The sequence below is a fragment of the Streptomyces sp. NPDC101234 genome, from assembly GCF_044767525.1.
GTDB classification, from domain to species: Bacteria; Actinomycetota; Actinomycetes; order Streptomycetales; family Streptomycetaceae; genus Streptomyces; species Streptomyces sasae.
In genome coordinates this window covers 251,140-276,697 of record NZ_JBIWOA010000010.1, presented here as the reverse complement: position 1 = coordinate 276,697, position 25,558 = coordinate 251,140, and the positions used below count along the sequence as shown (strand labels likewise).

25 protein-coding genes are annotated in these 25,558 nt (G+C 71.5%); 16 read left to right on the top strand and 9 right to left on the bottom strand.

Going from position 1 to position 25,558, the window contains the following annotated elements:
• Positions 1-114: 114 nt before the first annotated feature.
• The gene (locus tag ACIRR9_RS20565; protein WP_403753616.1) at positions 115-1,344 is read left to right on the top strand and encodes a glycoside hydrolase family 10 protein; all 1,230 of its coding nucleotides are present in this window, start codon (positions 115-117) and stop codon (positions 1,342-1,344) included.
• Positions 1,345-1,377: 33 nt separating this feature from the next.
• Here the strand turns inward: ACIRR9_RS20565 and ACIRR9_RS20560 are convergent, their stop codons facing one another.
• Both ACIRR9_RS20560 and ACIRR9_RS20555 read right to left on the bottom strand, forming a co-directional pair.
• On the bottom strand, positions 1,378-1,578 hold the full coding sequence (locus tag ACIRR9_RS20560) for a DUF1918 domain-containing protein (protein WP_123978415.1): 201 nt from the start codon (positions 1,576-1,578) through the stop codon (positions 1,378-1,380).
• A 13-nt stretch (positions 1,579-1,591) separates the two neighbouring features.
• Positions 1,592-2,533 carry a DMT family transporter gene (locus ACIRR9_RS20555; RefSeq protein WP_403753613.1) on the bottom strand — a complete coding sequence of 314 codons (942 nt, stop codon included), beginning with the start codon at positions 2,531-2,533 and terminating at the stop codon, positions 1,592-1,594.
• On the opposite strand from ACIRR9_RS20555, the gene ACIRR9_RS20550 reads away from it, so the two are divergent.
• The 3 genes from ACIRR9_RS20550 to ACIRR9_RS20540 all read left to right on the top strand — a co-directional run bounded on the left by ACIRR9_RS20550 (position 2,532) and on the right by ACIRR9_RS20540 (position 5,177).
• Positions 2,532-3,977, top strand: coding sequence for a PLP-dependent aminotransferase family protein (locus ACIRR9_RS20550; RefSeq protein WP_403753610.1), 1,446 nt, complete (start codon positions 2,532-2,534; stop codon positions 3,975-3,977). The genes ACIRR9_RS20555 and ACIRR9_RS20550 overlap by 2 nt on opposite strands.
• Positions 3,978-4,020: 43 nt before the next feature.
• Positions 4,021-4,467 carry a GNAT family N-acetyltransferase gene (locus ACIRR9_RS20545; protein ID WP_403257341.1) on the top strand — a complete coding sequence of 149 codons (447 nt, stop codon included), beginning with the start codon at positions 4,021-4,023 and terminating at the stop codon, positions 4,465-4,467.
• A 116-nt stretch (positions 4,468-4,583) separates the two neighbouring features.
• Positions 4,584-5,177, top strand: coding sequence for a histidine phosphatase family protein (locus ACIRR9_RS20540; RefSeq protein ID WP_403753607.1), 594 nt, complete (start codon positions 4,584-4,586; stop codon positions 5,175-5,177).
• A gap of 109 nt (positions 5,178-5,286) precedes the next feature.
• Here the strand turns inward: ACIRR9_RS20540 and ACIRR9_RS20535 are convergent, their stop codons facing one another.
• Positions 5,287-5,733 (bottom strand): DUF6314 family protein, encoded by a 447-nt coding sequence (locus ACIRR9_RS20535; RefSeq protein ID WP_403753604.1) that lies wholly within the window; start codon positions 5,731-5,733, stop codon positions 5,287-5,289.
• 2 nt (positions 5,734-5,735) lie between these two features.
• Positions 5,736-5,999, bottom strand: coding sequence for a hypothetical protein (locus ACIRR9_RS20530; RefSeq protein ID WP_403753601.1), 264 nt, complete (start codon positions 5,997-5,999; stop codon positions 5,736-5,738).
• A gap of 132 nt (positions 6,000-6,131) precedes the next feature.
• On the opposite strand from ACIRR9_RS20530, the gene ACIRR9_RS20525 reads away from it, so the two are divergent.
• Complete coding sequence (locus ACIRR9_RS20525) at positions 6,132-8,618, top strand: alpha-L-arabinofuranosidase C-terminal domain-containing protein (protein WP_403753598.1); 2,487 nt, start codon at positions 6,132-6,134, stop codon at positions 8,616-8,618.
• On the opposite strand, the gene ACIRR9_RS20520 is transcribed toward ACIRR9_RS20525, so the two are convergent.
• The 3 genes from ACIRR9_RS20520 to ACIRR9_RS20510 all read right to left on the bottom strand — a co-directional run bounded on the left by ACIRR9_RS20520 (position 8,605) and on the right by ACIRR9_RS20510 (position 11,335).
• Positions 8,605-9,039, bottom strand: a complete 435-nt coding sequence (locus ACIRR9_RS20520) for a carboxymuconolactone decarboxylase family protein (RefSeq protein ID WP_123978421.1) — start codon at positions 9,037-9,039, stop codon at positions 8,605-8,607. The genes ACIRR9_RS20525 and ACIRR9_RS20520 overlap by 14 nt on opposite strands.
• A gap of 87 nt (positions 9,040-9,126) precedes the next feature.
• Entirely contained in the window at positions 9,127-10,113 is a 987-nt protein-coding gene (locus tag ACIRR9_RS20515) for a phosphotransferase family protein (RefSeq protein ID WP_403753595.1), read from the bottom strand.
• A gap of 313 nt (positions 10,114-10,426) precedes the next feature.
• Entirely contained in the window at positions 10,427-11,335 is a 909-nt protein-coding gene (locus ACIRR9_RS20510) for a LysR family transcriptional regulator (protein ID WP_403753592.1), read from the bottom strand.
• Between the two features lie 81 nt (positions 11,336-11,416).
• Between ACIRR9_RS20510 and ACIRR9_RS20505 the strand changes: the two genes are divergently transcribed.
• The 11 genes from ACIRR9_RS20505 (at position 11,417) to ACIRR9_RS20455 (ending at position 22,917) form a co-directional block, all read left to right on the top strand.
• Positions 11,417-12,331, top strand: a complete 915-nt coding sequence (locus tag ACIRR9_RS20505) for a DMT family transporter (RefSeq protein WP_403753588.1) — start codon at positions 11,417-11,419, stop codon at positions 12,329-12,331.
• 216 nt (positions 12,332-12,547) lie between these two features.
• Positions 12,548-15,172 (top strand): YfhO family protein, encoded by a 2,625-nt coding sequence (locus ACIRR9_RS20500; RefSeq protein ID WP_403753585.1) that lies wholly within the window; start codon positions 12,548-12,550, stop codon positions 15,170-15,172.
• Positions 15,173-15,194: 22 nt separating this feature from the next.
• Positions 15,195-16,169, top strand: a complete 975-nt coding sequence (locus ACIRR9_RS20495) for a glycosyltransferase family 2 protein (RefSeq protein ID WP_123978426.1) — start codon at positions 15,195-15,197, stop codon at positions 16,167-16,169.
• Positions 16,169-16,588 carry a GtrA family protein gene (locus tag ACIRR9_RS20490; protein ID WP_403753581.1) on the top strand — a complete coding sequence of 140 codons (420 nt, stop codon included), beginning with the start codon at positions 16,169-16,171 and terminating at the stop codon, positions 16,586-16,588. The genes ACIRR9_RS20495 and ACIRR9_RS20490 overlap by 1 nt, the downstream gene beginning before the upstream one ends.
• Before the next feature lie 65 nt (positions 16,589-16,653).
• Positions 16,654-17,682 carry an N-acetyl-gamma-glutamyl-phosphate reductase gene (argC, locus tag ACIRR9_RS20485; RefSeq protein WP_365343903.1) on the top strand — a complete coding sequence of 343 codons (1,029 nt, stop codon included), beginning with the start codon at positions 16,654-16,656 and terminating at the stop codon, positions 17,680-17,682.
• Positions 17,679-18,830, top strand: a complete 1,152-nt coding sequence (gene argJ, locus ACIRR9_RS20480) for a bifunctional glutamate N-acetyltransferase/amino-acid acetyltransferase ArgJ (protein WP_403753578.1) — start codon at positions 17,679-17,681, stop codon at positions 18,828-18,830. The genes argC and argJ overlap by 4 nt, the downstream gene beginning before the upstream one ends.
• On the top strand, positions 18,827-19,729 hold the full coding sequence (gene argB, locus ACIRR9_RS20475) for an acetylglutamate kinase (protein WP_403753575.1): 903 nt from the start codon (positions 18,827-18,829) through the stop codon (positions 19,727-19,729). Before argJ ends, argB begins: the two co-directional genes overlap by 4 nt.
• Positions 19,726-20,922, top strand: coding sequence for an acetylornithine transaminase (locus ACIRR9_RS20470; protein ID WP_403753572.1), 1,197 nt, complete (start codon positions 19,726-19,728; stop codon positions 20,920-20,922). Before argB ends, ACIRR9_RS20470 begins: the two co-directional genes overlap by 4 nt.
• 7 nt (positions 20,923-20,929) lie before the next feature.
• Positions 20,930-21,475: an arginine repressor gene (locus ACIRR9_RS20465; RefSeq protein WP_123978432.1), complete on the top strand. Its 546-nt coding sequence runs from the start codon at positions 20,930-20,932 to the stop codon at positions 21,473-21,475.
• 109 nt (positions 21,476-21,584) lie between these two features.
• Positions 21,585-22,172: an RNA polymerase sigma factor gene (locus ACIRR9_RS20460; protein WP_403753569.1), complete on the top strand. Its 588-nt coding sequence runs from the start codon at positions 21,585-21,587 to the stop codon at positions 22,170-22,172.
• Positions 22,162-22,917 (top strand): zf-HC2 domain-containing protein, encoded by a 756-nt coding sequence (locus ACIRR9_RS20455; protein WP_403753566.1) that lies wholly within the window; start codon positions 22,162-22,164, stop codon positions 22,915-22,917. Before ACIRR9_RS20460 ends, ACIRR9_RS20455 begins: the two co-directional genes overlap by 11 nt.
• Position 22,918: 1 nt before the next feature.
• Here the strand turns inward: ACIRR9_RS20455 and ACIRR9_RS20450 are convergent, their stop codons facing one another.
• Together ACIRR9_RS20450 and ACIRR9_RS20445 are read right to left on the bottom strand one after the other, a co-directional pair.
• Entirely contained in the window at positions 22,919-23,737 is an 819-nt protein-coding gene (locus tag ACIRR9_RS20450) for a serine/threonine-protein kinase (protein ID WP_403753563.1), read from the bottom strand.
• Entirely contained in the window at positions 23,734-25,548 is a 1,815-nt protein-coding gene (locus tag ACIRR9_RS20445) for an ABC transporter ATP-binding protein (RefSeq protein ID WP_403753560.1), read from the bottom strand. Before ACIRR9_RS20445 ends, ACIRR9_RS20450 begins: the two co-directional genes overlap by 4 nt.
• Positions 25,549-25,558 lie beyond the last annotated feature (10 nt).

Genomic DNA, 25,558 nt, shown 5'->3' with positions numbered 1-25,558 from the left:
TTACCCGTAAGTATCGATGATCGATCGTCCGGGTGGGGCATCCTGCCCGCGGACGAAGATCCGCCAGGGTGCGGATCTCCCTACCGGATCCCCCGAGCGTAAGAGGGTCTCACGATGGCAGGAGTGTCTCGCAGGGCATTCGCGTTGGCCGCGCTGTCGACGCTGACGCTGGTCACACCGGGCGCGGCGGCCGTACGGGGACTGCCCCGCCGGGCGGCCACGGAGATGCGGGGCATGTGGCTGGCGACCGTCTCCAACCGCGACTGGCCCTCCCGTACCGGTCTCACCGCTTCGGACCAGCGCAAGGAGCTGACCGCGCTCCTCGACAAGGCGGTCGACCACCGGCTGAACGCCGTGATGTTCCAGGTACGGCCCACCGCCGACGCGTTCTGGCCCTCGCCGTTCGAGCCCTGGTCCGAGTACCTCACGGGCACCCAGGGCGGGGACCCCGGCTGGGACCCGCTGGGCGTGGCCGTCGAGGAGGCCCATGCCAGGGGCCTGCAACTGCACGCCTGGTTCAACCCGTACCGGATCGCCAACAACACCGACCCCGGCAAGCTGGTCCCCACCCACCCCGCCCGCACACACCCGGACTGGGTGGTGCCGTACGGCGGCAAGCTCTACTACAACCCGGGCATCCCGGCGGTCCGCGCCTTCGTGGAGCAGGCGATCCTGGACGCGGTCGCCAAGTACCCCGTGGACGCCGTCCACTTCGACGACTACTTCTATCCGTACCCGGTGGCCGGCCAGACCTTCGACGACGACGACGCCTACGACACCCACGGCGGCGACTTCTCGTCGCGGGCGGCCTGGCGGCGGGACAACATCGACAGGCTGGTGACCGAGACCGCGGCCGGGATCAAGGAGCTGCGGCCCGGGACCCGGTTCGGGATCAGCCCGTTCGCGGTGTGGCGCAACGCCGCCACCGACTCCCGGGGCTCCGACACCAAGGCGGGCGTCGAGACGTACGACGACCTGTACGCGGACACCCGGACATGGGTGCAGAAGAACTGGATCGACTACATCGTCCCGCAGGCGTACTGGCAGATCGGCAACACGGCCGCCGACTACGCCAAGGTCGTCGACTGGTGGGCGGGCGTGGCCAAGGACACCGGGACCCGGCTCTACATCGGCGAGGCCCTCTACCAGGCGGGGGCCGCCGACGCGCCCTCGGCCTGGCAGGACCCGGCCGAACTCTCCCGGCATCTGACCCTGACCGACCGGTATCCGCAGGTCGGCGGGCATGTGTACTTCGCGGCCAAGGAGGTGGCCGCCGATCCGATCGGGGCGCTCTCGCGGGTGGTCGCCGACCACTACCAGCAGCCGGCGCTTCCGCCGGGCTGACCTGCGCGCGGCCGGCGACCTGGTCACCGCGGCCTAACGTTGCGGATGGGTCTCCCGGTGCTTGACCTGGCAGTCGGGGCCGGGGGACATGATGGCCTCGTGGCCGTCCTCGAAGCGGACCCGGTAGGGCGGGGTGCCCTCCGGTCCCAGCACCTTGACGATGGTCGAGACATGGTCGTGCTGACCGACCACCCTGCCGTGCTGGACAAGCTGGTCGCCCTCGGATGCACGCATCTCCAGGGCCTCCTCACGATCGCGATCGTTGGGTGACGGCGATGCACACGAGCACTGCGGCGGCCGTGAGTGGAGCGGCCGCGGAGAGGTGCTCGCCCAGCAGCAGCACCGACCACACCAGTGTGAGCAGCGGCTGGGCCAACTGCAACTGGCTGGCCTTCGGAATGCCGACGGCCGCCATGCCCCGGTACCAGACCACCAGACCGAGGAACTGGGAGCCGACCGCGACCCACAGCACACCGAGCACGCCGTGCGCGTTCCAGACGACCGGCTCGTACGACAGTGCGACCACCGCGGCCGGCACGGTCAGCGGCAGACAGAACACCAGCGCCCAGCCGATGACCTGCCAGCCCGGCATGATCCGGGCCAGTCGGCCGCCCTCGGTGTAGCCGGCCGCGCACACCACGAGCGCCGCGAACAGGTAGCCGTCGGCCGCCGTGAGCGCCCCGCCGCTCTGCGCGACCGTGAACGCCAGCACGGCCGCCGCGCCCGCCAGGGCCGCCGCCCAGAAGGTACGGGAGGGCCTGATGCCCATGCGCAGGGCGGAGAAGAGGGCGGTGGTGAGGGGGAGGAGGCCCACGACCACGGCCGCGTGCGAGGTGGTGGAGGTCTGCAGGGCGAGCGTGGTCAGCATCGGGAAGCCCAGCACGACCCCGGCCGCAACGACGGCCAGCCCCGCCCAGTGCCGGCGCTCGGGCAGCCGTACCCGAAGCATCAGGAGGCAGGTGCCCGCCATGGCCGCCGCGAGCACACTGCGCACGGCCACCAGCGACCAGGGGCCGAAGCCCTGCAGGCCCCAGGCGGTGGCAGGGAAGGTGAGGGAGAAGGCGACGACACCGAGGGCGGCCTGCAGCGTGCCGAGCCGCTGGGAGGCGGGAGCGGTGCCGCCGGGATCCGCCGGGGAGGTGCTGACCGCTATCGAACTCGGACCGGTAGCGCTACTCTGTGCTCTCATGCAAGAGCGTAGCAGCGTCCTTGAACTGGCGGAACAGCTGAGGCGAGACCTCGACCGCTACTCACCCGGGGGAAAGCTCCCGTCGAGCCGGGCGCTCGTCGAGCGGTTCCGGGTGAGTCCGGTGACCGTCTCCCGGGCGCTGGCCCAGCTGGTCGCCGAGGGCCTGGTCGTCACCCGGCCCGGCGCCGGTGCCTTCAAGGCCCGGCCGCGCACCACGGCCGAGCCCGCCGGGGACACCTCCTGGCAGGAGGTGGCGCTCAGCGCCGACGGCGCCCTCGACGTGGTGCCGCGCACGGTCGACGCGTCCGGGGTCACGGTGTGCCTGGCCGTCCCACCGCCGGGTGTCCTGGAGCTCAGCGGCGGCTATCTGCATGCCTCCCTGGAGCCGGAGCGGGCGATGGCGGCCGCGCTGGCGCGGGCCGGCCGCCGTCCCGGCGCCTGGGGGCGGCCGCCCCTCGAAGGGCTGCCGGAGCTGCGCGAATGGTTCGCCCGCGAGATCGGCGGCGCCGTCACCGCGGCCGAGGTGCTGATCGCGAACGGCGGCCAGTCCGCCCTGGCCACCGCCCTGCGCGCACTCGCCCCGCCCGGCGCCCCGATCCTCGTCGAGTCCCCGACCTACCCCGGCATGCTCGCCATCGCCCGCGCCGCCGGCCTCCGCCCCGTCCCGGTCCCCGTCGACCCCGACGGGGTGAAACCGGAGCTGCTCGCCGACGCCTTCCGGGCCACCGGCGCCCGCGTGTTCGTCTGCCAGCCCCTCTTCCAGAACCCGACCGGCGCCGTCCTCGCCCCCGGCCGCCGCCCCGAAGTGCTCCGCATCGCCCGCGAGGCGGGTGCCTTCGTCATCGAGGACGACTACGTACGACGGCTGGTACACGCCGACGCCGGACCGCTGCCCCGACCGCTGGCCGCCGACGACCCCGACGGAGTCGTCGTCCACGTCGTCTCACTGACGAAGGCCACCTCGCCCAGCTTCCGGGTGAGCGCCCTGGCGGCCCGGGGCCCGGTCCTCGAACGCCTGCGCGCCATCCAGATCGTCGACACCTTCTTCGTCCCCCGCCCCCTCCAGGAGGCAGCCCTCGAACTCGTCGGCTCCCCGGCCTGGCCCCGCCATCTGCGCAACCTGTCGGCGGAGTTGAAGACCCGCCGCGACGCCCTGACCGGCGCCCTCGCCCACCGGCTCCCCGAACTCGCCCTCCCGCACATCCCCTCCGGCGGCTACCACCTCTGGGTGCGTCTCCCCGAAGGCACCGACGACGCGACCCTGACCGCCGCCGCCCTCCGCGCGGGCGTCGCCATCACCCCGGGCCGCCCGTACTTCAGCGCCGAACCCCCGGCCGCCCACGTCCGCCTGAGCTTCGCGGCGGTCGCCGGGGCGGGGGAGATCACCGAGGGGGTACGACGGCTGCGGGCGGCCTGCGACGAGGTGCTGAGGCCAGGACCGTGAAATCCCATCGACGCCGGTGCCCCCGACCGGCGAGGATCCCCGCATGAGCGATGCACCCGACCTCCCCGAGGGATACGAGTTCTCCGCCGACACCGACCGCGTGGACGTCGAGCGCGTCCACGGCTGGCTGTCGACCGACGCCTACTGGGCGACCGGCCGGCCACTGGAGCAGCAGCGCAGGGCGATGGCGGCTTCCCTGAACTTCGGGGTGTACGACACCGTCACCGGGGAGCAGGTGTCGTACGCGCGTGTGGTGACCGACCATGCGCTGTTCGCCTGGCTCGCCGACGTGTACGTCGACCCGTCGGTGCGCGGCAAGGGCGTCGGCACGGCGATGGTCGGGGCGATCCGCGAGCACCTGCGGCCGACCGGGGTGCGGCGCGTGCTGCTGGCCACCAGTGACGCTCACGGGGTCTACGAGAAGGTCGGATTTGCCCCGCTCGAACACCCGGACATGTGGATGGCGCTCTACTACACGTCGCCCGAGTGACATTCCGGCCGACTTGTCGGACACCTCCTGACCTTTGAGTAACATTTCCTCCACCTTGGACGACTCATCACCCCATAGCCCTTGACCTGCGCACATGAGCGTCACACCATCGCCGCATGTCACTTCGGGTCACGTTCGTCGCAGCCGCGCGCAGCTCACCGCTGCTCGCGGAGCGCTTCGAGGACACCCGCCCGCTGGACCAGGCGGGCTGGCAGGAGGTGCAGCATGTCGCGGGTGAGCTGCTGCCCCTCGCGGCGGCCGAGCTGCGCTACTGCTCGCCGACGCCACGCAGCCGTTCGACCGGCGAGGGCCTGGGGTACGCCCCGCTGGTCCAGGTCGCGCTGCGCGACTGCGACATGGGCCGCTGGCGCGGGCTGACCCTCGGCGAGGCGATGGCCAGGGAACCGGACCAGGTGGACGCCTGGCTGTCCGACCCGCGAGCCATCCCGCACGGCGGCGAGTCGCTGCTGGCGTTCATCTCCAGAGTCGGCGGCTGGCTCGACACCCGGCCGGTGGGCGACGGCGGCCGGATCGTCGCCGTGGCCGAGCCCTCGGTGATCCGCGCCGCTCTCGTCTACGCCCTCAAGGCACCGCCCTCGACCTACTGGAACATCGACGTCCGCCCGCTGTCGACGACCACGGTGACGGGCATCGCCGGCCGCTGGAACCTCCGCTTCGACGCGGCGTCGGCCCAGGCGTCGCGCGCGTAGGCGCTCCGCTGGGTGCGCCGGGGCATGTCGTGCCTCGTCCGCAGCGCCGTCGTGGCTGGTCGCGCAGTTCCTCCCCCAGCCTTCGGCCGGGGGTACCCCCGGCGCCCCTTCAGGGCGCCCCGCGCTCGTAGTCGGTCGTGAGTACCAGGTCCTTTGCCGGGCCGCCCACCCGCCAGACCGTCCGCCAGTGGTCGGTGTCCCGGACCGTGAACTCGCCCCGATAGAGGTCGGCCGCGCAGGGGTGGTCGGCGACATACCGCCCCGACGTGAGGTCCAGGTCGTGGAAGGGGCGACCGTCGGCGAACCGCACGTCCGCCGTCCCCGGACGCGCGCCGGGCAGGAAACGCAGGGTGCGCTCGGCGGGCCGGGCCACGCCCTGCCAGGTGAACGTCCCGGACTCCTCGTGCAGCAGTCCGCCCTCCGCCAGCGGCCGGAACACCGTGGCGCCCTCGAAACGCCCCTCGTCCCCGCCGGCCAGATCACGCACGGTCCGCTCGACGTGCCACCGCCCGGTGAGATGGGCCAGTACATCAGGCACGGGCCAGAAGTCGTCCACGGTCACTCCTCCTCCGTGCGCGGGGAGCCGGTCGGCTGCTTCGGCCGGGGAGTCCCGGTCGGCGCCTTGCGCTCGGCCTGCTGCCTGATCTCGTGGTGCGAGGCATGACTCGTCGCCCGGAACGCCTCCTCGTACGCGGCCATCACCCCACCGAGCCCGCCGCCCGCGGCGCCCCGCCGCCGGATGTACCGCGCCAGCCGGGTCAGACATGCCAGGACGGCACCGAAACCGGCGAACACGATCAGGTACGGCAGCAGCGTCTGCATGCCCCGACCCTACGCCCGCCCCATTGACGCGCTCATGCCCCGTACATATCTTGCCGTTCGAAGTGCTGACCGCTGTCCGATATTTCGAATAAGTAACTCCTGAGCAAATCCTTCACGAGCCGCGGAGTATCCATGTCACGCACCACCCGCACCCGGCTGAGACTCGGCCTTGGAGCAAGCGCTTTCCTGCTCGCCGCCGGCCTGGTCCCGGCCCCTGCCCACGCCGAGGACACCACCGACTACTCGATCACCGTCGCCCCCGCGACCCGGGGCGCCAAGATCGACAAGACGATGTACGGCGTCTTCTTCGAGGACATCAACCGCGCCGCCGACGGCGGCCTGTACGCGGAACTGGTCCAGAACCGGTCCTTCGAGTACACGACCGACGACAACAAGTCGTACACCTCGCTCACCGCGTGGACGGTCACCGGCACCGCCCAGGTCGTGGACGACTCCGGCCGCCTCGACGACCGCAACCGCAACTACCTCTCCCTGTCCGCCGGTTCGGCCGTGACCAACTCCGGCTACAACACCGGCATCCGGGTCGAGGACGGCAAGAGGTACGACTTCTCGGTCTGGGCCCGCGCCGATGCCGGTACGACCCTCACCGTCGGCCTCTCCGACTCCGGCGGCACCCTGGCCACCGCCCGCCAGGTGGCCGTGAAGAAGAACGGCTGGGCCAAGTACCGGGCGACCTTCACCGCCACCCGCACCAGCTCCACCGGCCGCCTCACCGTTGCCAGTTCGGACGTGGCCGCGCTCGACATGGTCTCCCTCTTCCCGCGCGACACCTACAAGCACGAGCCCAACGGCCTGCGCAAGGACCTCGCGGAGAAGATCGCCGCCCTGCACCCGGGCTTCGTCCGCTTCCCCGGCGGCTGCCTGGTCAACACCGGCTCCATGCAGGACTACAGCGAGGCCTCCGGCTACCAGCGCAAGCGGTCGTACCAGTGGAAGGACACCGTCGGCCCGGTCGAGACCCGCGCCACCAACGCCAACTTCTGGGGTTACAACCAGAGTTACGGCCTCGGCTACTACGAGTACTTCCGCTTCGCCGAGGACATCGGCGCGATGCCGCTGCCCGTCGTCCCGGCCCTCGTCACCGGCTGCGGCCAGAACAAGGCCGTCGACGACGACGCACTGCTCAAGCGGCACATCCAGGACACCCTCGACCTCATCGAGTTCGCCAACGGGCCGGCGACCTCGACCTGGGGCAAGGTGCGCGCCGAGATGGGCCACCCCAAGCCCTTCCACCTCACCCATATCGAGGTCGGCAACGAGGAGAACCTGCCCACCGAGTTCTTCGCCCGTTTCACACAGTTCCGGGCCGCCATCCAGGCGAAGTACCCGTATATGCAGGTGATCTCCAACTCCGGTCCGGACGACTCCGGTTCGACCTTCGACACGGCCTGGCAGCTCAACAAGGACGCCAAGGTCGACATGGTCGACGAGCACTACTACAACAGCCCGCAGTGGTTCCTGCAGAACAACGACCGCTACGACTCCTACGACAGGAGCGGGCCGAAGGTCTTCGTCGGCGAGTACGCCTCCGGCGGCAACACCTTCAAGAACGGCCTCGCCGAGGCGGCCTACATGACCGGCCTCGAACGCAACGCGGACGTCGTGAAACTCGCCTCCTACGCCCCGCTGTTCGCCAACGAGGACTACGTCCAGTGGCGCCCGGACCTGGTCTGGTTCAACAACCACGCCTCCTGGGGCTCCGCGAACTACGAGGTCCAGAAGCTGTTCATGAACAACGTCGGCGACCGGGTGGTCCCGAGCACGGCCACCACCACGCCGAACGTCAGCGGCCCGATCTCCGGTGCCGTCGGCCTGTCGACCTGGAACACCAGCGCCGCCTACGACGACGTCAAGGTGACCGACGCCGACGGGAACACGCTGCTGAGCGACGACTTCTCCGGCGACGCCTCGCAGTGGACGCACACCGGCGGCGGCAGCTGGGCCGTCCAGGACGGCCAGTACGTCGAGACCTCCGACACCGCCGAGAACACCATGGTCCAGGCCGGCGACACCAACTGGCACGACTACGACCTGCATGTGAAGGCCACCAAGAAGTCCGGCAAGGAGGGCTTCCTCGTCGCCTTCGGCGTCAAGGACACCGGCAACTACTACTGGTGGAACATCGGCGGCTGGAACAACACCCAGACCGCGGTCGAGCAGGCCGTCGACGGCGGCAAGTCGACGCTGATCGCCAAGGCCGGGTCGGTCGAGACCGGCCGCGCCTACGACGTCGACATCAAGGTGCGGGGCCGGCAGGTCACCCTCTACCTCGACGGGCAGGAGTGGGGCAGCTTCGCCGACAACAAGCCGGCCGAGCCCTTCCGGCAGGTCGTCACCAAGGACGGGAAGACCGGTGACCTGATCGTCAAGGTCGTCAACGCCCAGTCCACGGCGGCCCGTACGGCCATCGACCTCGGCGACGCCAAGGTGGCGAAGAAGGCGCGGGTGACCACGCTCGCGGCGGCGCAGGACGCGGTGAACACCGAGACGGCCACCGCGGTCGCCCCGGTCACGTCCACCCTCACCGGGGTCGCCGACAGGTTCACCTACACCTTCCCGGCGAACTCGGTCACCTTCCTGCGGATCAGGCAGAAGTAGTGTCCTGCGTGGGCTGCTGTCCGACCGGCAGCAGCCCACGCTCGGCGAACACCTTCTTGGCGACCAGGGTGGCGTTGAGCGCCTTGGGGAAACCGCAGTACCCGGCGGAGTGCAGCAGCGCCTCGACGATCTCCTCGGGGGTCAGACCCACGTTGAGGGCCGCGTTGACGTGCACCTCCAGCTGCGGCTCGCAGCCGCCCAGCGCGGTGAGCATGCCCAGGGTCACCAACTGCCGGTCCCGGGGCGCGAGTCCGGGCCGGGAGTAGATCTCGCCGAAGCCCCAGGCGACGACCTGGTGGCCCAGCTCGGGGTTGATGTCGGCCAGCGAGTCGATGACCCGCTGCCCGACCTCGCCGTCGACCTTCCGCAGGACCTCCAGGCCGTGGGCGAAACGTTCCTCGCGCGTGGTGCTCTCGCTCATGTCAGCTCTTCCGTTCTCCTCGGATCCGGACACGACCAGAAGAACGCTAGGAGTTGGAGCGCGCTCCAGGTCAAGCCGTTTGCGCGGTCACCCCAGCGAGCGCAGTGCGGCGACCCGTTCGCCGAGGAACTTCCGTGTCCAGTCGGCGTGTTCCCCGGTATAGCCCCGGGGCCCGCACTCCACGACCAGGATCAGTCCCAGGTAGAGGCCGTAGAGCGCGAGGCGGTGGCGCAGCGCCGGGGTGAAGTCGAGGCGGCCGCCGGCCCCCAGGTACCCCGCCACCAGATCGCTGTCCGGGCCGACGTCCCCGCCGAACTCCAGGGAGGCCAGTTCGGCGGCCGGGTCGCCCCAGAAAGCCCGCTCGTGGTCGATGAGGCCGGTGATCCGGGCACCGTTCCCGGGGTGGTCGACGAAGATGTTGCCCGGCCAGAGGTCGAAGTGGACCAGACGGGGCTCGCCGACCTCGTCCAGCGCGGGGCCGCCCTCGGCCACCAGGGTCCGGATGCCCGAGGCGGGTACTCCGAGGTCGGACTCCCAGCGTCCGGCGTCCTCCAGGAGTGCCTCCACCATGACGGTGAAGGCGGTCCGCCAGTCGGCGGCGGCCAGACCGGCCTCCGGCGCCGGGTAGCCGAACCGGCCGTCCTCGCTGGTCAGGGTGTGCAGCCGGGCGGTGATCGCGCCGAGTTCGCGGCGCAGCTCCGACGCCGTGGCCGGTGGCAGCCGCTCGGCCGCCTTGTCCCACGGGGTGCCCTCCAGCACGGAGACGGCGAGGAAGTCGTCTCCCGAGTGCAGCAGCACGGGCGCCGGCACCGCGCCCTCGGCCAGGGATGCGAGCCGCCGGTAGACCATGGTCTCGGTCGCCATGATGCCGCGTTCGTACCTCAGCACGGGTGCCTCGGCGGGCGGCGCGAGCTTCACCACGGCCGCGCGTCCGTCGTCGAACCGCACGCGGTAGGCGGTGTTGAACCAGCCGTCGGTCAGCTCCGCCTCCACCCGGCATCCCATGCCGGTCGCGGCGCGGAGGAGAGTGTCGAGCTCGGACGCGGACACATGACGCTTGGTCAGGCTCTGCATGGGGCGACTCGCTCTCGTCCAGGGCCGTTTGGGAGCGCTCCCGAACATACGGGACCCGCCCAGGGGGTGTCCGGCGGATTCCGCCGGCGCCGAGAGCCTCAACACGCCCTCTCGGCAGAGGTGTCGTCGTCACTCACCGACGTCCCCCGGGCCGTCGGCCGAAAGGCATTCCCCCTGCGTCGCCCGCCGTGGCAGCGGCCGGTCGGCTCAGCCGACTCCGCCTCGCGGCGGTATGCGTGCCATGCTCCAGGTCGGCCCGCCCGGCCCGGCCGGTGAGTGCCGTCTCCCGCAGCCGGCCTGATCGCCGTACCCCTCAGGCCGGTCCCCGGCTTCGAATGGTCTCCGCCGCCTCCACCAGCTCGGAGAGCACGGTCCGCACCGCCCGGCGCGCCGTGCGCTCGGGGCGGTGGAGTACGTCGACATGGCGGTGGGCCTCGATACCGCCGAGCGGTCTGAGGGTGACACCGGGGTGCGGGCGGGACGTCCAGCGGGGCATCAGGGCGACTCCGCCGCCCGCGGCGACCACCTCCGCCACCACCGAGATCTCGTTGACCCGGTGGACGATGTCGAGCCGGCGTCCGGCCGCGGCGGAGACGGCCTCGACGGTCGCGAGCAGCGGGAAGCCGTCGTGCACGGTGATCCAGGGCTGGTCGGCGACGTCCTGTGCGGTGAGGACGGACCGCGTGGCCAGGGGGTGGCCGACGGGCAGGGCGATGTCGAGGGGTTCCCGCAGCAGCGGTGTGGCCACGGCGGTCCGGGGCCAGGGCGGGGCGTGGTCGAGGCGATGCGCGATGACCAGGTCGTAGCTGCGGGTGAGGGGCGGGAAGCCGGCCTGGGCCACGTCCTCGTCGTGGAGTGCGAGCCGGGGCGACCCCGGCGCACCCAGCCGTCGTAGCAGCAGCGGATAGAACGCGGCGGCCCCGCTGTGGAAGGCCGCCACCGACACCGTGCCCTCGGGTTCGTCGACGTACTCGTCGATGGTGTGCCGGGCCCGGGCCAGTGCCGTCTCCACCCCGATCGCCGCGTCGGCCAGGGCCTGCCCGGCAGCCGTGAGGACCAGCCGGCGCCCGGCGCGCTCGGTGAGCGGGACCGGGATCGAGCGCTGCAGCAGGCGTAGCTGCTGCGAGATCGCCGAGGGCGTCACCCGCAGCGCCTCCGCGACCGCCGTGACACTGCCCAGTTCGCCGAGCTCCCGCAGGACGCGCAGCTGCCGTTCGTCCACGGCATAAGTGTAGGTCTGCTACAGGGTTGGTTGAGCAACTCGTCGTTTACTTCACAGTCCAGGCCGTGGATCGTGAACGGCATGCCGACCACCCGTCGTACCGATGCGGTGCTCCTGGTCGTCGCCGTGGTCTGGGGCTCCAGCTATCTGACGGCGAAGACGGCCACGGACACCCTGCCCGTCCTGATGGTCCTCTTCCTGCGCTACGCCATCGCCGCCGTCGTCTGCGTCGCCGCGCTGCGCCGGTCCGGTATGCCCACCCGGGACGAGAAGGCCTACGGCTGTCTGCTCGGCCTCACCCAGGCCGCCGTCCTCGTCCTGGAGACATACGGTGTCGCCCGCACCAGCGCCGGGAACGCGGGCCTCATCATCAGCCTCACCCTCGTCCTGACCCCGGTCATGGACCGCGTGGGGCGCCGGGACGGACTGCCGGGGCGCTTCTTCCTCGCCGCCGGGGTGTGCCTGGCGGGTGTCGCCCTGCTCGTGTCCGGCACCGGGCTGCGCGCTCCCGGAACCGGTGATCTGCTGATGCTCGCGGCGGCGGTGGTGCGGGCCGGCCATGTGGTGCTGGTCGGCCGGGTGACCGCGGGCCGGGCCCTGCGCCCCTTCCCGCTGACGGCCGTACAGACCGTCGTGGGGACGGTCCTCTTTCTCGTGCCCGTGGCGCCCGGGCTGCCCGTGCTCGCCCGGACCGGCGCCGCCACCTGGGCGCAGCTCCTCTACCTGGCCCTCTGCTGCGGCCTGTTCGCCTTCCTCGCCCAGACCTGGGCCGTGCAGCGCACCTCCGCGACCCGGGCCAGTCTGCTGCTGGGCACCGAACCGGTGTGGGCCCTGCTGGTCGGCGTCGGTCTCGGCGGTGAACGGCTCACCGCGCTCGCCGTGTCCGGCGCCACGCTGATCGTCGCGGGGACATACTGGGGCCAAGCCGTCGAACGCGCCCATCGGGTCGCACCGCCGCACATGGCATCCGAAGGGGTCCCGCAAGGCGCCCGATAGGCCTCCCCAAAGCGCGTTTACCTGCGGCTCATTTCCCGGAAAACTTCCGTTTCCTTTGACGTCATGAATTGCTCGTAATGGCGTACGCGTATTCGGAATTCGGGCTATCAATTCATAGCTGAAGCACAACCAACCTGGCCCCCTACCCGTCTATGTCGGCGAAACACCGTCCTGCGGGGAGTAATGCCCGCGTTTTTTATCTAGGGGCCGCACAGAATGAATCGCACCACCCTGACCGGGCACGAACAGGGGGTGGAACCGGCAGGGAGCGAACAGCAGGAGACCGGGCCCGTGAGACGGCGCAGCGGCGATCCACGCCGGGCCGCCGCCCTGCTCGCGGCACTCCTGACCGCCGTCGCCTTCTGCGCCGGCGACATCATCGCCGGCAGCTATCCCTTCGGCTCCCGCACCCGCAGCGTCAACGACCTCGGGAACCAGTACGTCCCCTTCCACGCCCATCTGTGGGACCTGCTGCACGGGCGCGCCGACGGCGGCCTCTTCATCAACTGGCAGTCCGGCTACGGCTCCAGCTTCCTGCCCGACATCGGCACCTACCTCAGCAGCCCGTTCGCCCTGCTGGTGGGGGTGTTCCCGCGGGACGAGATCGACCTCGCGGTCTACACGATCACCGTGCTGAAGACGGCGACCGCCGGTGCCGCCATGGCCTGGCTGCTGATCAGTCTGCGCCGCGGCCGCTGGTGGGCGGCCGGCGTCCTGGGCGCCTCCTACGCGCTGTGCGGCTGGAGCCTCGCCCTCGCCTCCTTCAACCCGATGTGGCTGGACGGGCTGATCGCGCTGCCGCTGCTCTGCCTGGTCGGGGAGTGGGTGAAGGCCGGCCGCCGCCCGCTGCTCGCCGTGCTGGTCGTGGCGCTCGCCTGGATCGCCAACTTCTACACCGCCTACATGGCCACCCTCGCCGCGGCACTGGTACTGCTGCTCCGGCTGGTGCTCGCCGAGCTGCCGTGGCGGCGTGCCCTGGGCATCGTGGGCCGGGCCGCCGGGACCGTCCTGCTCGGCATCGGTCTGGCCGCGCCGCTGGTGATCGTCGTGTACTCCGGGACCAAGCACGCCTATCCCGGACGGGACAACCAGTTCGCCCCGGTCGGCGCGGAGGACCTGCTGGCCCGGCTGCTGCCGACCACCTACAGCTACGCCTCCCCGGCCCTCTACGTCGGCATCACCGCGCTGGTGCTCGCCCTCGCCCTGCCGTTCCACCGGGCGGTCCCGGTCCGGGTGCGGGCGGGCTGGACGGGGTTGGTGCTCGCCGTCGCCCTCTCGCTCCAGTGGGCGCCGAGCAGTCTGGCCTGGCACGCCTTCGCCGTCCCGAACGGCAGCTCCTACCGCCAGGCCTTCGTCCTGTGCGCCCTGCTGGTCATCGCGGCCTGGCACGCCCTCGCCTACGGTCTGCCCGACTGGCGCGCGCTGGGGGCGGCGGCCGTCCTGTTCGCCCTGATCGCCGGCGTCGCGAGCCGCAGCATCCTGACCCAGCAGCACAACCACCACACCTGGCCGGTCGTGCTGCTCGCCGTGGCCGGCGCGCTGGGCGGGCTCGCGCTGCTCGGTCTCGGGAGCAACGGCCGGCCCGCGCTCGCCGGACTCGCCGTGGTCCTGCTGATCGGCTCCCAGATCGGCGAGGCCGCCGCCACCACCGCCGTGGCCGACCGCGTCCGCCTCAGCAACATGGACGACTACGCGCCCTGGGGCGACCGCCAGCAGCGGCAGGCGGACGTCGTCTCCGAGAGCGACGCCTGGCCCGCGTACCGCACCGAACCGGGCCGCGACCAGACGGTCGCCAACGACCCGATGATGGTCGGCGGCCAGGGCTCCCAGTACTACAGCAGCCTCACCGCCGATGTCCTCAGCCGCACCATGACCGCCCTCGGCGACGGCTGGACCTCGCGCGGCCGCAGCCTGCAGAGCCTCGACAACCCGGTCACCGACGCGGTCTTCGCGGTGGGCGCCCGGGTGCACAACCCGCCGGACCCGCACCAGAAATGGCTGCCCCAGGGCGGCGGTCCCTCGACCGTCACCCGCGAGGACGTCCCACCGCTGGTGACCGTACGGCCGGCCGCCGCGGACACGACCCCCGCCGCCTTCGGCCCCTCCCCGTACCGCAACCAGGAACTGCTGCTCGGCGCCCGCGTCTACACCCTGCCCGCCACCACCCTGAGCGGTCAGCAGCAGGGCGGCGCGGCGCGAGGGCTGCTGGTGCGCGGCCGGCAGACCGTCACCGCCCGCTGCCAGGCCGGGAGTTCGGTGTTCCTGTGGGCGCCGCACTACATGGGCACCGCACAGCTCGCCACCGGCGGCGACCAGAAACTGTTCCGGTCCGACGACCTGGGCACGAAGATCGCCGCGATGCAGCCGCTCGGCACCGTTCCGGCCTCCGGACAGGTGCGGATCGCGCTGACGCCCAACTGGCCCACCCGGATCCCGGCGCAGGGCGCCGTCGGCTGCCTCGACAACGCCAGACTGCGTGCCGCCGTACAGCAGTTGAAGTCCACCGGCGCGACGAAGGTCACCGTCTCCGACGCCACGCTCCACGCCCAACTGCCCGCCGGCAGCAGGGGCACCGCCGTCGTGGCCGCCCCCCGTATCGCCGGCTGGCGCTGCTCCGCCGGTGGCGCCGAGGTCGCGGCCGGCGAGTTCTACGGCCTGATCGCCGTCCCGCTGCACGGCTCCGCCACCAGCCTCACCTGCACGTTCCACCCGCCGGGCCTGCGCCTGGGCGGAGCCGTCGGCGGCGCCTCGCTGCTGACCCTGATCCTGCTCGGCACCGTCCCGGCCGTACGCCGCAGAGTCACCGCCCGCTCCGGCGCGCGCACGACCGCCGCTCACTGACCCGTCCCCAGGGGAGAAACCCATGCTGATATCGATCGTCGCGCCCTGTTACAACGAGGAAGACGTCATCGAACGCTTCCACGAGGCGGTCCAGAAGATCGCCGACGAACTCCTGCCGCTCGGCCACGACATGGAGTTCGTGTACGTCGACGACGGCAGCCGCGACAAGACGCTGCACCTGCTCAGCCAGCTCGCCGACCGCGACTCGCGGGTCCGGTACGTCTCCTTCAGCCGCAACTTCGGCAAGGAGTCGGCCCTGCTCGCGGGCCTGAAGCACGCCGCCGGCGACGCCGTGATCGTCATGGACGCCGACCTCCAGCACCCGCCGGAGCTCATCAAGCGCATGGTCGAACTGCGCGGCGAGGGCTACGACCAGGTCATCGCCAAGCGCACCCGGCAGGGCGACCGCTTCACCCGCACCCTCACCGCCCGCCTCTACTACCGGCTGATCAACCGGATGGTCGACGTCGAACTCGTCGACGGCGTGGGCGACTTCCGGCTGATGTCGCGCCGGGTCGTGGACGCGATAGTGAACCTCACCGAGTACAACCGCTTCTCCAAGGGCCTGTTCGCCTGGGTCGGCTTCCCCAGCACCACCTTCGAGTACGAGAACGCGGTGCGCGAACACGGCACCAGCTCCTGGTCGTTCCGCAGCCTGCTCAACTACGGCCTCGACGGGCTGCTCTCCTTCAACAACCGCCCGCTGCGCGCCGCGCTCTACCTCGGCATGACCCTGCTGGCCCTCGCGGGCGCGTACACGGCGTGGATCGTGGGCGCCACGATGATCAACGGCGTCCAGACGCCCGGCTATGTCACCATCATTACAGCCGTCACCGCCCTGGCCGGCGTACAGATGATCATGCTCGGGGTCATCGGCGAGTACACCGGCCGGATCTACTACGAGGTCAAGGGGCGCCCGCACTTCCTGGTGAAGGCGACGAACGTGGACCGAACGGAAGACCGCACCCGCGGCACGACGAAGGACCTCATCCCCTGATGCCGAACGCCACCCTGTCGACCAGCACCGTACCCGCCCGCCCGATATCCGGGCAGATCATCACCTTCGCGCTGGTGGGCGTCGTCAACACGGCGACGTACTACGGCCTTTACCTTCTCTTTCTCAGGTATTTGCCGTACCTCGCCGCACACGTCATCGCTTTTACGCTGAGCATGATCGGTTCATTTTTCCTCAACGCGAAGTTCACCTACCGGATACGTCCCACCTGGCGGAAATTCCTGCTGTTCCCCCTGACCAACGCGACGAATTTCGTGATCACGACGGTGGGTGTGTACGTGATCGTCGACATGCTTCACGTGGGCAGCAAGTTCGCTCCGCTGATGGCTTCGGCGGCGGCGATTCCGGTGACGTTCGTGGTGTCGCGGTGGGTGATGCTGCCGAAGGTGGAGGCTGCATAGTGATGCCAGACGTTGCATAAACGTGCAGCGAGCCGTATAGTCATGCCATCTGGAGGAGGATGGACATGGCGGTACGTGCGGCGGTGGCCGGAGCGAGCGGGTACGCGGGCGGAGAGGTCCTGCGCCTGCTCCTCGCGCACCCCGAGGTCGAGATCGGCACCCTGACCGGCAACTCCAACGCCGGTCAGCGGCTGGGCGCGCTCCAGCCGCACCTGCTGCCGCTGGCCGACCGCGTGCTGGAGGAGACCACCGCCGAGGCCCTCGCCGGGCACGACGTCGTCTTCCTCGCGCTGCCGCACGGGCAGTCCGCCGCCGTCGCCGAGCAGCTCGGCCCGGATGTCCTCGTCGTCGACATGGGCGCCGACTTCCGCCTTACGGACCCGGCCGACTGGGAGCGCTTCTACGGCTCCCCGCACGCCGGCACCTGGCCCTACGGCCTTCCCGAACTGCCGGGTGCCCGCGCCGCGCTGGAGGGGTCCAAGCGCATCGCGGTACCCGGTTGCTACCCCACCGCCGTCTCCCTCGCCCTGTACCCGGCCTACGCCGCAGGGATCGCCGAGCCCGAGGCGCTGATCGTCGCCGCGTCCGGCACCTCCGGCGCGGGCAAGGCGCCCAAGGCGCATCTGCTGGGCAGCGAGGTCATGGGCTCCATGACGCCGTACGGCGTCGGCGGCGGCCACCGGCACACCCCCGAGATGATCCAGAACCTGAGCGCGGTGGCGGGGGAGCGGGTCGCCGTCTCCTTCACGCCCACGCTCGCGCCGATGCCCCGGGGCATCCTCGCCACCTGCAGCGCCGCGGCGAAGGACGGCGTGACCGCCGAGGCCGTCCGCGCCGCCTACGAGAAGGCCTACGCCGACGAGCCCTTCGTCCACCTGCTGCCCGAGGGCCGGTGGCCCGCGACGGCGTCCGTCTACGGTTCCAACGCCGTTCAGGTGCAGGTCGCGTACGACGAGGCCGTCGGCCGCATCATCGCGATCAGCGCCATCGACAACCTGACCAAGGGCACCGCCGGCGGTGCTGTCCAGAGCATGAACCTCGCCCTGGGTCTCGCCGAGACCACCGGGCTGACCACGATCGGAGTTGCGCCGTGAGCGTGACGGCAGCGAAGGGATTCACGGCGGCGGGCATCGCCGCCGGGATCAAGGAGAACGGCAACCCGGACCTGGCCCTCGTGGTCAACAACGGACCCCGCCGTGCCGCCGCGGGCGTCTTCACCTCCAACCGCGTGAAGGCCGCGCCGGTCCTGTGGTCCGAGCAGGTCCTCAGGAGCGGCCAGGTCTCGGCCGTCGTCCTCAACTCCGGCGGCGCCAACGCCTGCACCGGCCCCAAGGGCTTCCAGGACACCCACGCGACCGCCGAGAAGGCCGCCGAGGTGCTGGGGCGCGGTGCCATCGAGGTGGCCGTCTGCTCGACCGGTCTGATCGGCGTGCTGCTGCCCATGGACAAGCTGCTGCCCGGCGTCGAGACCGCCGCCGCCCAGCTCTCCGAGCACGGCGGCGAGAAGGCCGCCATCGCCATCAAGACCACCGACACCGTGCACAAGACGTCCGTCGTCACGAAGGACGGCTGGACCGTCGGCGGGATGGCGAAGGGCGCGGGCATGCTCGCCCCGGGCCTTGCCACCATGCTGGTCGTCCTCACCACGGACGCGGTCGTCGGGAGCGAGGACCTGGACAAGGCGCTGCGGGCCGCGACCCGTACCACCTTCGACCGCGTCGACTCCGACGGCTGCATGTCCACCAACGACACCGTGCTGCTGCTCGCCTCGGGAACCGCTGACGTCACCCCGGAGTACGCGGAGTTCGCCGAGGCCGTCCGCGCCGTCTGCGACGACCTCGGCCAGCAGCTGATCCGGGACGCCGAGGGCGCCAGCAAGGACATCAGGGTCGAGGTCGTGAACGCGGCCAGCGAGGACGACGCCGTCGAGGTGGGCCGCTCCATCGCCCGCAACAACCTCCTCAAGTGCGCCATCCACGGCGAGGACCCCAACTGGGGCCGCGTGCTCTCCGCGATCGGTACGACGAAGGCCGCCTTCGAGCCCGACCAGCTCAATGTCGCCATCAACGGCGTCTGGGTCTGCAAGAACGGCGGGGTCGGCGAGGACCGCGAGAAGGTCGACATGCGCTACCGCGAGGTGCACATCGTCGCCGACCTCGCCGCGGGCGCCGAGACCGCCACCATCTGGACCAACGACCTGACCGCCGACTACGTCCACGAGAACAGCGCGTACTCGTCATGAGCACCACGCGTAAGCACACCGCGCTGCCCAAGGCCCAGACCCTCATCGAGGCGCTGCCCTGGCTGGTCCGTCACAACGGCAGGACCGTCGTGATCAAGTTCGGCGGCAACGCCATGATCGACGAGGACCTGAAGGCGGCCTTCGCCCAGGACGTCGTCTTCCTGCACCACGCCGGGCTCAAGCCGGTCGTCGTGCACGGCGGCGGACCGCAGATCAGCGCCGCCCTCGACAAGCACGGCATCGTCAGCGAGTTCAAGGCCGGGCTGCGGGTCACCACCGAGGACGCCATGGACGTCGTACGGATGGTGCTCGCCGGGCAGGTCCAGCGCGAGCTGGTCAACCTGCTCAACCAGCACGGGCCGCTCGCCGTCGGGCTCACCGGCGAGGACGCCCACACCATCACCGCCACCAAGCACCGGCCCGAGATCGACGGCGAACTCGTCGACATCGGGCGGGTCGGCGAGATCACCGCGATCGACACGGGTGCGATCGAGGCCCTGCTCGCCGACGGCCGGATCCCGGTCGTCTCCTCGATCGCCCGCTCCCAGGACGACGGACATGTCTACAACGTCAATGCTGATACGGCGGCTGCGGCACTCGCTGCTGCTCTGGGCGCCGAAACCCTCATGGTCCTCACCGACGTCGAGGGCCTCTACGAGGACTGGCCGAACTCCGACGAGGTGATCAGCCGTCTCACCGCTTCCCAACTGGAGAAGCTGCTGCCGGAGTTGAGCGCCGGCATGGTGCCGAAGATGGAGGGCTGCCTGCACGCCGTGCGCAACGGTGTGCAGACCGCCCGGGTCATCGACGGCCGGGTCCAGCACTCGATCCTGCTGGAGATCTTCACGAACGACGGCATCGGCACGATGGTCGTGCCGGACGCGGAGGGGGAGTCGTGAGCAATCAGGAACTGACCTCGCGCTGGCAGGGCGCGCTCATGAACAACTACGGCACCCCGCGGCTGCCCCTCGTGCGCGGCGAGGGCGTCAAGGTCTGGGACGCCGAGGACCGGCAGTATTACGACTTCGTCGGCGGTATCGCCACCAACGCGCTCGGCCACGCCCACCCGGCGATCGTCGAGGCCGTGAGCAAGCAGATCGCGTCCCTCGGCCACATCTCCAACTTCTTCATGGCCGAGCCCACCGTCGCCCTCGCCGAACGGCTGCTCCAGCTCTTCGGCCGGGAGGGCAGGGTCTTCTTCTGCAACTCCGGAGCCGAGGCCAACGAGGCCGCCTTCAAGATCGGCCGGCTGACCGGACGCACCCACATGGTCGCCACCGACGGAGGTTTCCACGGCCGGACCATGGGTGCCCTCGCGCTCACCGGCCAGCCCGCCAAGCAGGACCCGTTCCGCCCGCTGCCCGCCGACGTCACCCACGTGCCCTACGGCGACGCGCAGGCCCTGGCCGCCGCGGTCACCGAGGACACCGCCCTGGTGATCATCGAGCCCGTCCAGGGCGAGAACGGCGTGGTCGTACCCCCGCCCGGCTACCTCAAGGCGGCCCGCGCGATCACCGCCGCCACCGGCGCGCTGCTCGTCCTCGACGAGGTGCAGACCGGTACCGGCCGCACCGGCACCTGGTTCGCCTACCAGGCCCACGAGGGCGTGCTGCCCGATGTCGTCACGCTCGCCAAGCAGCTCGGCGGCGGGCTGCCGCTCGGCGCGACCGTGGCCTTCGGCCGGGCCGCCGAACTGCTCCAGCCCGGCCACCACGGCACCACCTTCGGCGGCAACCCGGTCGCCTGCGCCGCCGGCCTCGCCGTCCTCGACACCATCGAGAACGACGGGTTGCTGGAGAACGTCAAGCGGCAGAGCGAGAAGTTGCGGGACGGAATCGAGGGTCTCGGCCACGGGTTGATCGATTATGTCCGGGGTGCGGGCCTGCTCCTGGGTATCGTGCTCACCGAGCCGCTGGCCGCACAGGTGCAGCAGGCGGCTCAGGAGGCCGGGTTCCTGGTGAACGCGCCCGCCCCCGACGTCGTACGGCTGATGCCCCCGCTGAACCTCCGCGACGACGAGGCGGACGCGTTGCTGCAGGCGCTGCCCGGCATCCTCGACGCAGCGAGCGGGGACGGACGATCCGGGGAATGAGACGACGATGAGCCAGGCGCAGGAGTTCGACCAGTCCGGCGGGACGGGGGCTGCGGTGCCGCAGACCCGGACCGCCCGGCACCGCCGGATCGTGGACATCCTCAACCGGCAGCCGGTGCGCTCGCAGAGCCAGCTCGCCAAGCTGCTGGCCGACGACGGGCTCACGGTCACCCAGGCGACGCTCTCCCGGGACCTCGACGAGCTCAACGCGGTGAAGATCCGCAACACCGACGGCGAACTCATCTACGCGGTCCCGAGCGAGGGCGGCTTCCGCACGCCCCGCGCACCGCTGGGGGAGTCGGCCAAGGAGGAGCGGATGCGCCGCCTCTCCCAGGAGCTCCTGATCTCGGCGGAGGCCTCGGCGAACCTGGTCGTCCTGCGCACCCCGCCGGGCGCCGCGCAGTTCCTGGCGTCGGCGATCGACCAGGCGGAGCTGCACGACATCCTCGGCACCATCGCCGGTGACGACACGCTGCTGCTGATCAGCCGCGAGCCGACCGGCGGCCAGGCCCTGGCCGACCACCTGCTGCGCCTGGCCCAGAACGGGCACTGACCCGCGTGCGGGGCCCGGCCCGCCGACGGAGAATGGACATGTGATCTTCCGCGGCGGGCGGGCAGGCGGGCGGGCAATCCCCTGGCGGCCGTCGAACGTATACAGGGGTGTGTCGGGCATCCGGTCCCCCGTCGGCCGCCTCCCGGACGAGGCACTGCTGTCCGGGCTGGCCACCGGAGATCCGGAACTCGCCGAGATCTTCGTACGGAGATTTCAGCACCGGGTCTTCGGGGTCGCCATGGCCGTCACCGGGGACCAGCAGCTCGCCGAGGACGTCGCTCAGCAGACGTTCGAACGCGCATGGCGGCATGCCCAGATCTACGACTCGCGCCGCGGCTCGGTCGGGACCTGGCTGACGACCATCGCGCACAACCTCGCCGTCGACGCCGTCCGCGCGAGGCGGACGGAACCGATGGCACCCGAGGACCTCGACCCGCTCCTCGAGGTCGTCACCGAGACCCCCGAGCGGTGGGCGCTGGCCGACGAGGCCTCCTCCCAGCTCCGGGCCGCGCTGGCACGGCTGCCGCGGGAGCAGGCCAGGGCCCTGATGATGGCAGGGATCTACGGCATGACGGCCCAGCAGATCGCCGAGGCGGAGAAGATCCCGCTGGGCACCGCAAAGACGCGGATAAGGGCGGCGATGGCCAAACTCCGCACCACCCTCACGTCTCCGGACCGAGGCGACCATGGCGAGTGACGCGCACTGCGAGAAGCTGCGGGAGGTCGGCGCCGAGCTGGCGCTGGGCGTACTGCCCGGCCGCGAGCGGGCCGCGGCCGTCGCGCATCTGGACGGGTGCGCGGACTGCCGGGAGTACGTACGGCAACTGACCGGGATCGGCGACCGGCTGATCGGCCTGCTCCCGGACGCGGAACCGCCGCCCGGCTTCGAGACCCGGGTGGCGCGCAGCCTGGCCGAGCAGGCGGCGACGGCACCCGAAGGACAGCGGCCCGCCCGCGCCGCCCAGGGCTGGCGCAGCCGCGCCCGGCGGGCCCGGCTGCGGCTCGCCGCGGTGGCCACCGCCCTCGCCGTGGCCGTCGGCTTCGCCGGCTGGGCGGTCGGCACCGCCGTCGAGGGAGCCGTCACCGCCTCGGCGCCCGCCACGCAGTCCGAGCCCATGCTGGTCGGGGACGTGATCCCGACCGGGGGCGGGCAGCCCATCGGCGACGTCTACGCCCACCCGGGCAGCCCCGCCTGGATGTTCGTGTCGGTCTCCTTCCCCGGCACTCCCTACACCGGCAAGGTCACCTGCCTCCTCGAACACATCGACGGTACGACCACGCGCGTCGGTGAATTCCTGGTGCGCGAGGGACGCGGCCACTGGGGGGTGGCGGTCCCCGTCGACCTCACCCAGTACTCCGGCGCCCGCCTGACCTCTCCCGACGGCACCGTCGTCGCCACCGCCCAGCTGCAGAAGGGCAAGGTGGTGACGCCGGAGGCGTGAGTCACGCGCCGCGGTGCGGGGCGGGCAGCGTCGCCGCCAGGGCGGCGGTCAGCTCGGCGACGGTGGGGCGGGCCGCCGGATCGGCCCGGAGGCAGCCGTCGACGGCCGCGGCGAGAGCACGGGGGAGCCGCCGCCGGGATGAGACCGGCGGGGCGCCGCGCTCCCGCGTGTCCTCGCAGGGGAACGGGGCCTCCCCGCACGCCGCTTCGAAGAGCGTGACTCCGATGCCCCACACGTCGGCGGCGGCCGTGAGCGCCCCGCCACGGGCCTGCTCGGGGGCGCGGTAGCAGCAGGTGCCCAGCCCGGCCGGGGCGGCCCCGGGAGGCCGTGCCACGCTCAGGTCGAGGACCTTGGCGTGCCCCCGGTCCACCACCACGTTGGACGGCTTGAGGTCCAGGTGCAGCAGGCCCCGGCCGTGCAGATAGTGCACCGCCGAGCACAACTGCACCCCGAGCAGCGCCACATCGGCCGCGGACGGCCGGTGCCGCAGCCGGTGCAGCAGGTGGGAGAGCGTCTCCCCGGTCAGCGTCTCCAGGACCACCAGCGGCTCGGGGAAGTCGAAGGCGTCGTACCCGCGGACCAGGTGCGGATGGCTGAACTCCCGCAGCCACCGGCCCTCCCGCAGCAGCCGTTCACCCAGCCCCGGCTCGTCCCGGCGGTCGGGCCGCACCACCTTGACCACGCACCGGCAGTCCCGCTCCGCGCTCCAGGCGTCGTGGACGTCGAGCCAGCCGGTGCGGGCGAGATGCCCCAGGACCTCGTAGCCCGGGACCGGCACCGTGCCCGGCGCCAGCGGCGGGGCCCGGCCCACCGGGCTCATGACAGCACCGCACCCGCGTTCAGCCGGTGCAGCCGGGCGTACGCCCCCTCGCGCCCGAGCAGGTCGGCGTGCGCCCCGTCCTCGACGACCTGGCCGTGGTCGAGCACCACGATCCGGGTGGCGTCCCGGACGGTCAGCAGGTTGTGGGAGATGACGACCGTCGTCCGCCCGGCCATCAGCCGGCGCAGCGGATCCATGATCCGCCGGCCCGATCCGACGTCGAGCCCGGCCGTCGGTTCGTCCAGCAGCAGCACCGGCGCGTCCCGGATCATCGCCCGCGCGATCGCCAGCCGCTGGCACTGACCGCCGGAGAGCGTCCGGCCGCGCTGGCCGACGAGCGTGTCGTAGCCCTCCGGGAGCCGCTCGACGAACTCGTGCGCGTCCGCCGCGCGCGCCGCCGCGACGATCTCCGCCTCCGTGGCCGCCGGCCGGCCGTAGGCGATGTTCTCCCGCACGGTGCCGTGGAAGACAAGGGTTTCCTGCAGCACCACCGCGACACTCTCCCGCACGTCGGACAGGGCGAGTCGGCGCAGGTCGGTCCCGTCCAGCCGGACCGCGCCCCGGTCGGGGTCGTAGAACCGCAACTGCAGTTTCGCGAGCGTGGACTTGCCGGCCCCGCTCGCCCCGACCAGCGCCAGTGTCTCCCCGGGCGCCACCTGGAACGACACGTCCGACAGCGCCCAGGCCGCCGTACCGGGATAGCGGAACCACACCCCGTCGAACTCCACGGCACCGCGCGCCCGGCGGATCCGCCGGGCCCCCGGCGCCTCGGTCACCTGGGGCCGCTGGTCCAGCAGTTCGATGATCCGCTCCGCCGAGGCGGAGGCCGCGTAGAAGGTGGTGCCGAGCCCGGAGAGGCCGTGCACCGGGCCGTACAGCTTGCCGATCAGTGCCAGGAACACCAGGAGCCCGCCGAGCGTGAGCTGGCCCTGGGCCAGCTTCCAGGTGCCGAGGCCCAGCACCGCGAGGCCGCCCGCCACCTCGATGATCTCCACGACGGGTCCGTAGACGCCCCGGATCCGTGCGGAGGCCATCGCCGCCCGGAACCTGCCGAGGTTCTCCCGCTCGAACCGGTGCGCCTCCCAGCCCTGCCGGTTGTACGCCTGCACCAGTACGACATTGCCGAGCGACTCCTCGGCGATCGCGCTCAGCGTGCCGCTGCGGCGCCTGCGCTCCCGGGACGCCTCCTTGATCAGCCGCGAGAAGTGCCGGGCGCAGCCCCAGAACACCGGCACGACGAGGAGAGAGAGCAGGGTCAGGTCCCAGCGCAGGTAGAAGAGCAGACCGAGGAAGACGCCGAGCCGGATCAGGTAGTACAGGGCGTCCGCCACGCCCGAGAGCAGGAACGTCTCCACCGCGTCGACGTCGCCGGTGACCCTGGACAGCACGTCCCCGAGCCGCCGGCGCTCGAAGAAGCCGAGGGACAGCCCCTGGACGTGCCGGAACACGTCGGAGCGCAGCGCGAGCAGGAAGTGTTCGCCGACCCAGGTGGAGGTCACGTCGTCGGCGAAGCGGAGCGCACCGGAGCAGACGATGAGACCGAGGTAGGCCGGTGCGATCCACAGGAACGGCCGCAGGTCCCGGGGGACGAGCACGTCGTCGATGACGATCTTGAAGAGCCAGAGTTCGGCCGCGTCGACGGCCGGAGCGGCCAGGCTCAGCAGGACGAGGGGCACGAGCCAGCGGCGGCCACCGCGGGTGTACGGCCAGAACCGCCGGAACACCTCGCGCGGGGAGACCCGGGGGGCGGCCGCGACCACGTCGTCGCAGGGGGCGCCGGCCGACAGCAGACGCCGTAGGAGATGCGCCATGGCAGGAGTT

Coding starts and splice junctions, on each gene's coding strand:
- ACIRR9_RS20455 (WP_403753566.1), top strand. CDS start 22,162: ATGGCGAGTGACGCGCACTGCGAGAAGCTGCGGGAGGTCGGCGCCGAG.
- ACIRR9_RS20555 (WP_403753613.1), bottom strand. CDS start 2,533: ATGAGAGCACAGAGTAGCGCTACCGGTCCGAGTTCGATAGCGGTCAGC.
- ACIRR9_RS20465 (WP_123978432.1), top strand. CDS start 20,930: ATGAGCCAGGCGCAGGAGTTCGACCAGTCCGGCGGGACGGGGGCTGCG.
- ACIRR9_RS20500 (WP_403753585.1), top strand. CDS start 12,548: ATGAATCGCACCACCCTGACCGGGCACGAACAGGGGGTGGAACCGGCA.
- ACIRR9_RS20530 (WP_403753601.1), bottom strand. CDS start 5,999: ATGCAGACGCTGCTGCCGTACCTGATCGTGTTCGCCGGTTTCGGTGCC.
- ACIRR9_RS20550 (WP_403753610.1), top strand. CDS start 2,532: ATGCAAGAGCGTAGCAGCGTCCTTGAACTGGCGGAACAGCTGAGGCGA.
- ACIRR9_RS20515 (WP_403753595.1), bottom strand. CDS start 10,113: ATGCAGAGCCTGACCAAGCGTCATGTGTCCGCGTCCGAGCTCGACACT.
- ACIRR9_RS20505 (WP_403753588.1), top strand. CDS start 11,417: ATGCCGACCACCCGTCGTACCGATGCGGTGCTCCTGGTCGTCGCCGTG.
- argC (WP_365343903.1), top strand. CDS start 16,654: ATGGCGGTACGTGCGGCGGTGGCCGGAGCGAGCGGGTACGCGGGCGGA.
- ACIRR9_RS20495 (WP_123978426.1), top strand. CDS start 15,195: ATGCTGATATCGATCGTCGCGCCCTGTTACAACGAGGAAGACGTCATC.
- ACIRR9_RS20450 (WP_403753563.1), bottom strand. CDS start 23,737: ATGAGCCCGGTGGGCCGGGCCCCGCCGCTGGCGCCGGGCACGGTGCCG.
- ACIRR9_RS20520 (WP_123978421.1), bottom strand. CDS start 9,039: ATGAGCGAGAGCACCACGCGCGAGGAACGTTTCGCCCACGGCCTGGAG.
- ACIRR9_RS20565 (WP_403753616.1), top strand. CDS start 115: ATGGCAGGAGTGTCTCGCAGGGCATTCGCGTTGGCCGCGCTGTCGACG.
- ACIRR9_RS20560 (WP_123978415.1), bottom strand. CDS start 1,578: ATGCGTGCATCCGAGGGCGACCAGCTTGTCCAGCACGGCAGGGTGGTC.
- ACIRR9_RS20545 (WP_403257341.1), top strand. CDS start 4,021: ATGAGCGATGCACCCGACCTCCCCGAGGGATACGAGTTCTCCGCCGAC.
- argB (WP_403753575.1), top strand. CDS start 18,827: ATGAGCACCACGCGTAAGCACACCGCGCTGCCCAAGGCCCAGACCCTC.
- ACIRR9_RS20525 (WP_403753598.1), top strand. CDS start 6,132: ATGTCACGCACCACCCGCACCCGGCTGAGACTCGGCCTTGGAGCAAGC.
- ACIRR9_RS20490 (WP_403753581.1), top strand. CDS start 16,169: ATGCCGAACGCCACCCTGTCGACCAGCACCGTACCCGCCCGCCCGATA.
- ACIRR9_RS20445 (WP_403753560.1), bottom strand. CDS start 25,548: ATGGCGCATCTCCTACGGCGTCTGCTGTCGGCCGGCGCCCCCTGCGAC.
- ACIRR9_RS20540 (WP_403753607.1), top strand. CDS start 4,584: ATGTCACTTCGGGTCACGTTCGTCGCAGCCGCGCGCAGCTCACCGCTG.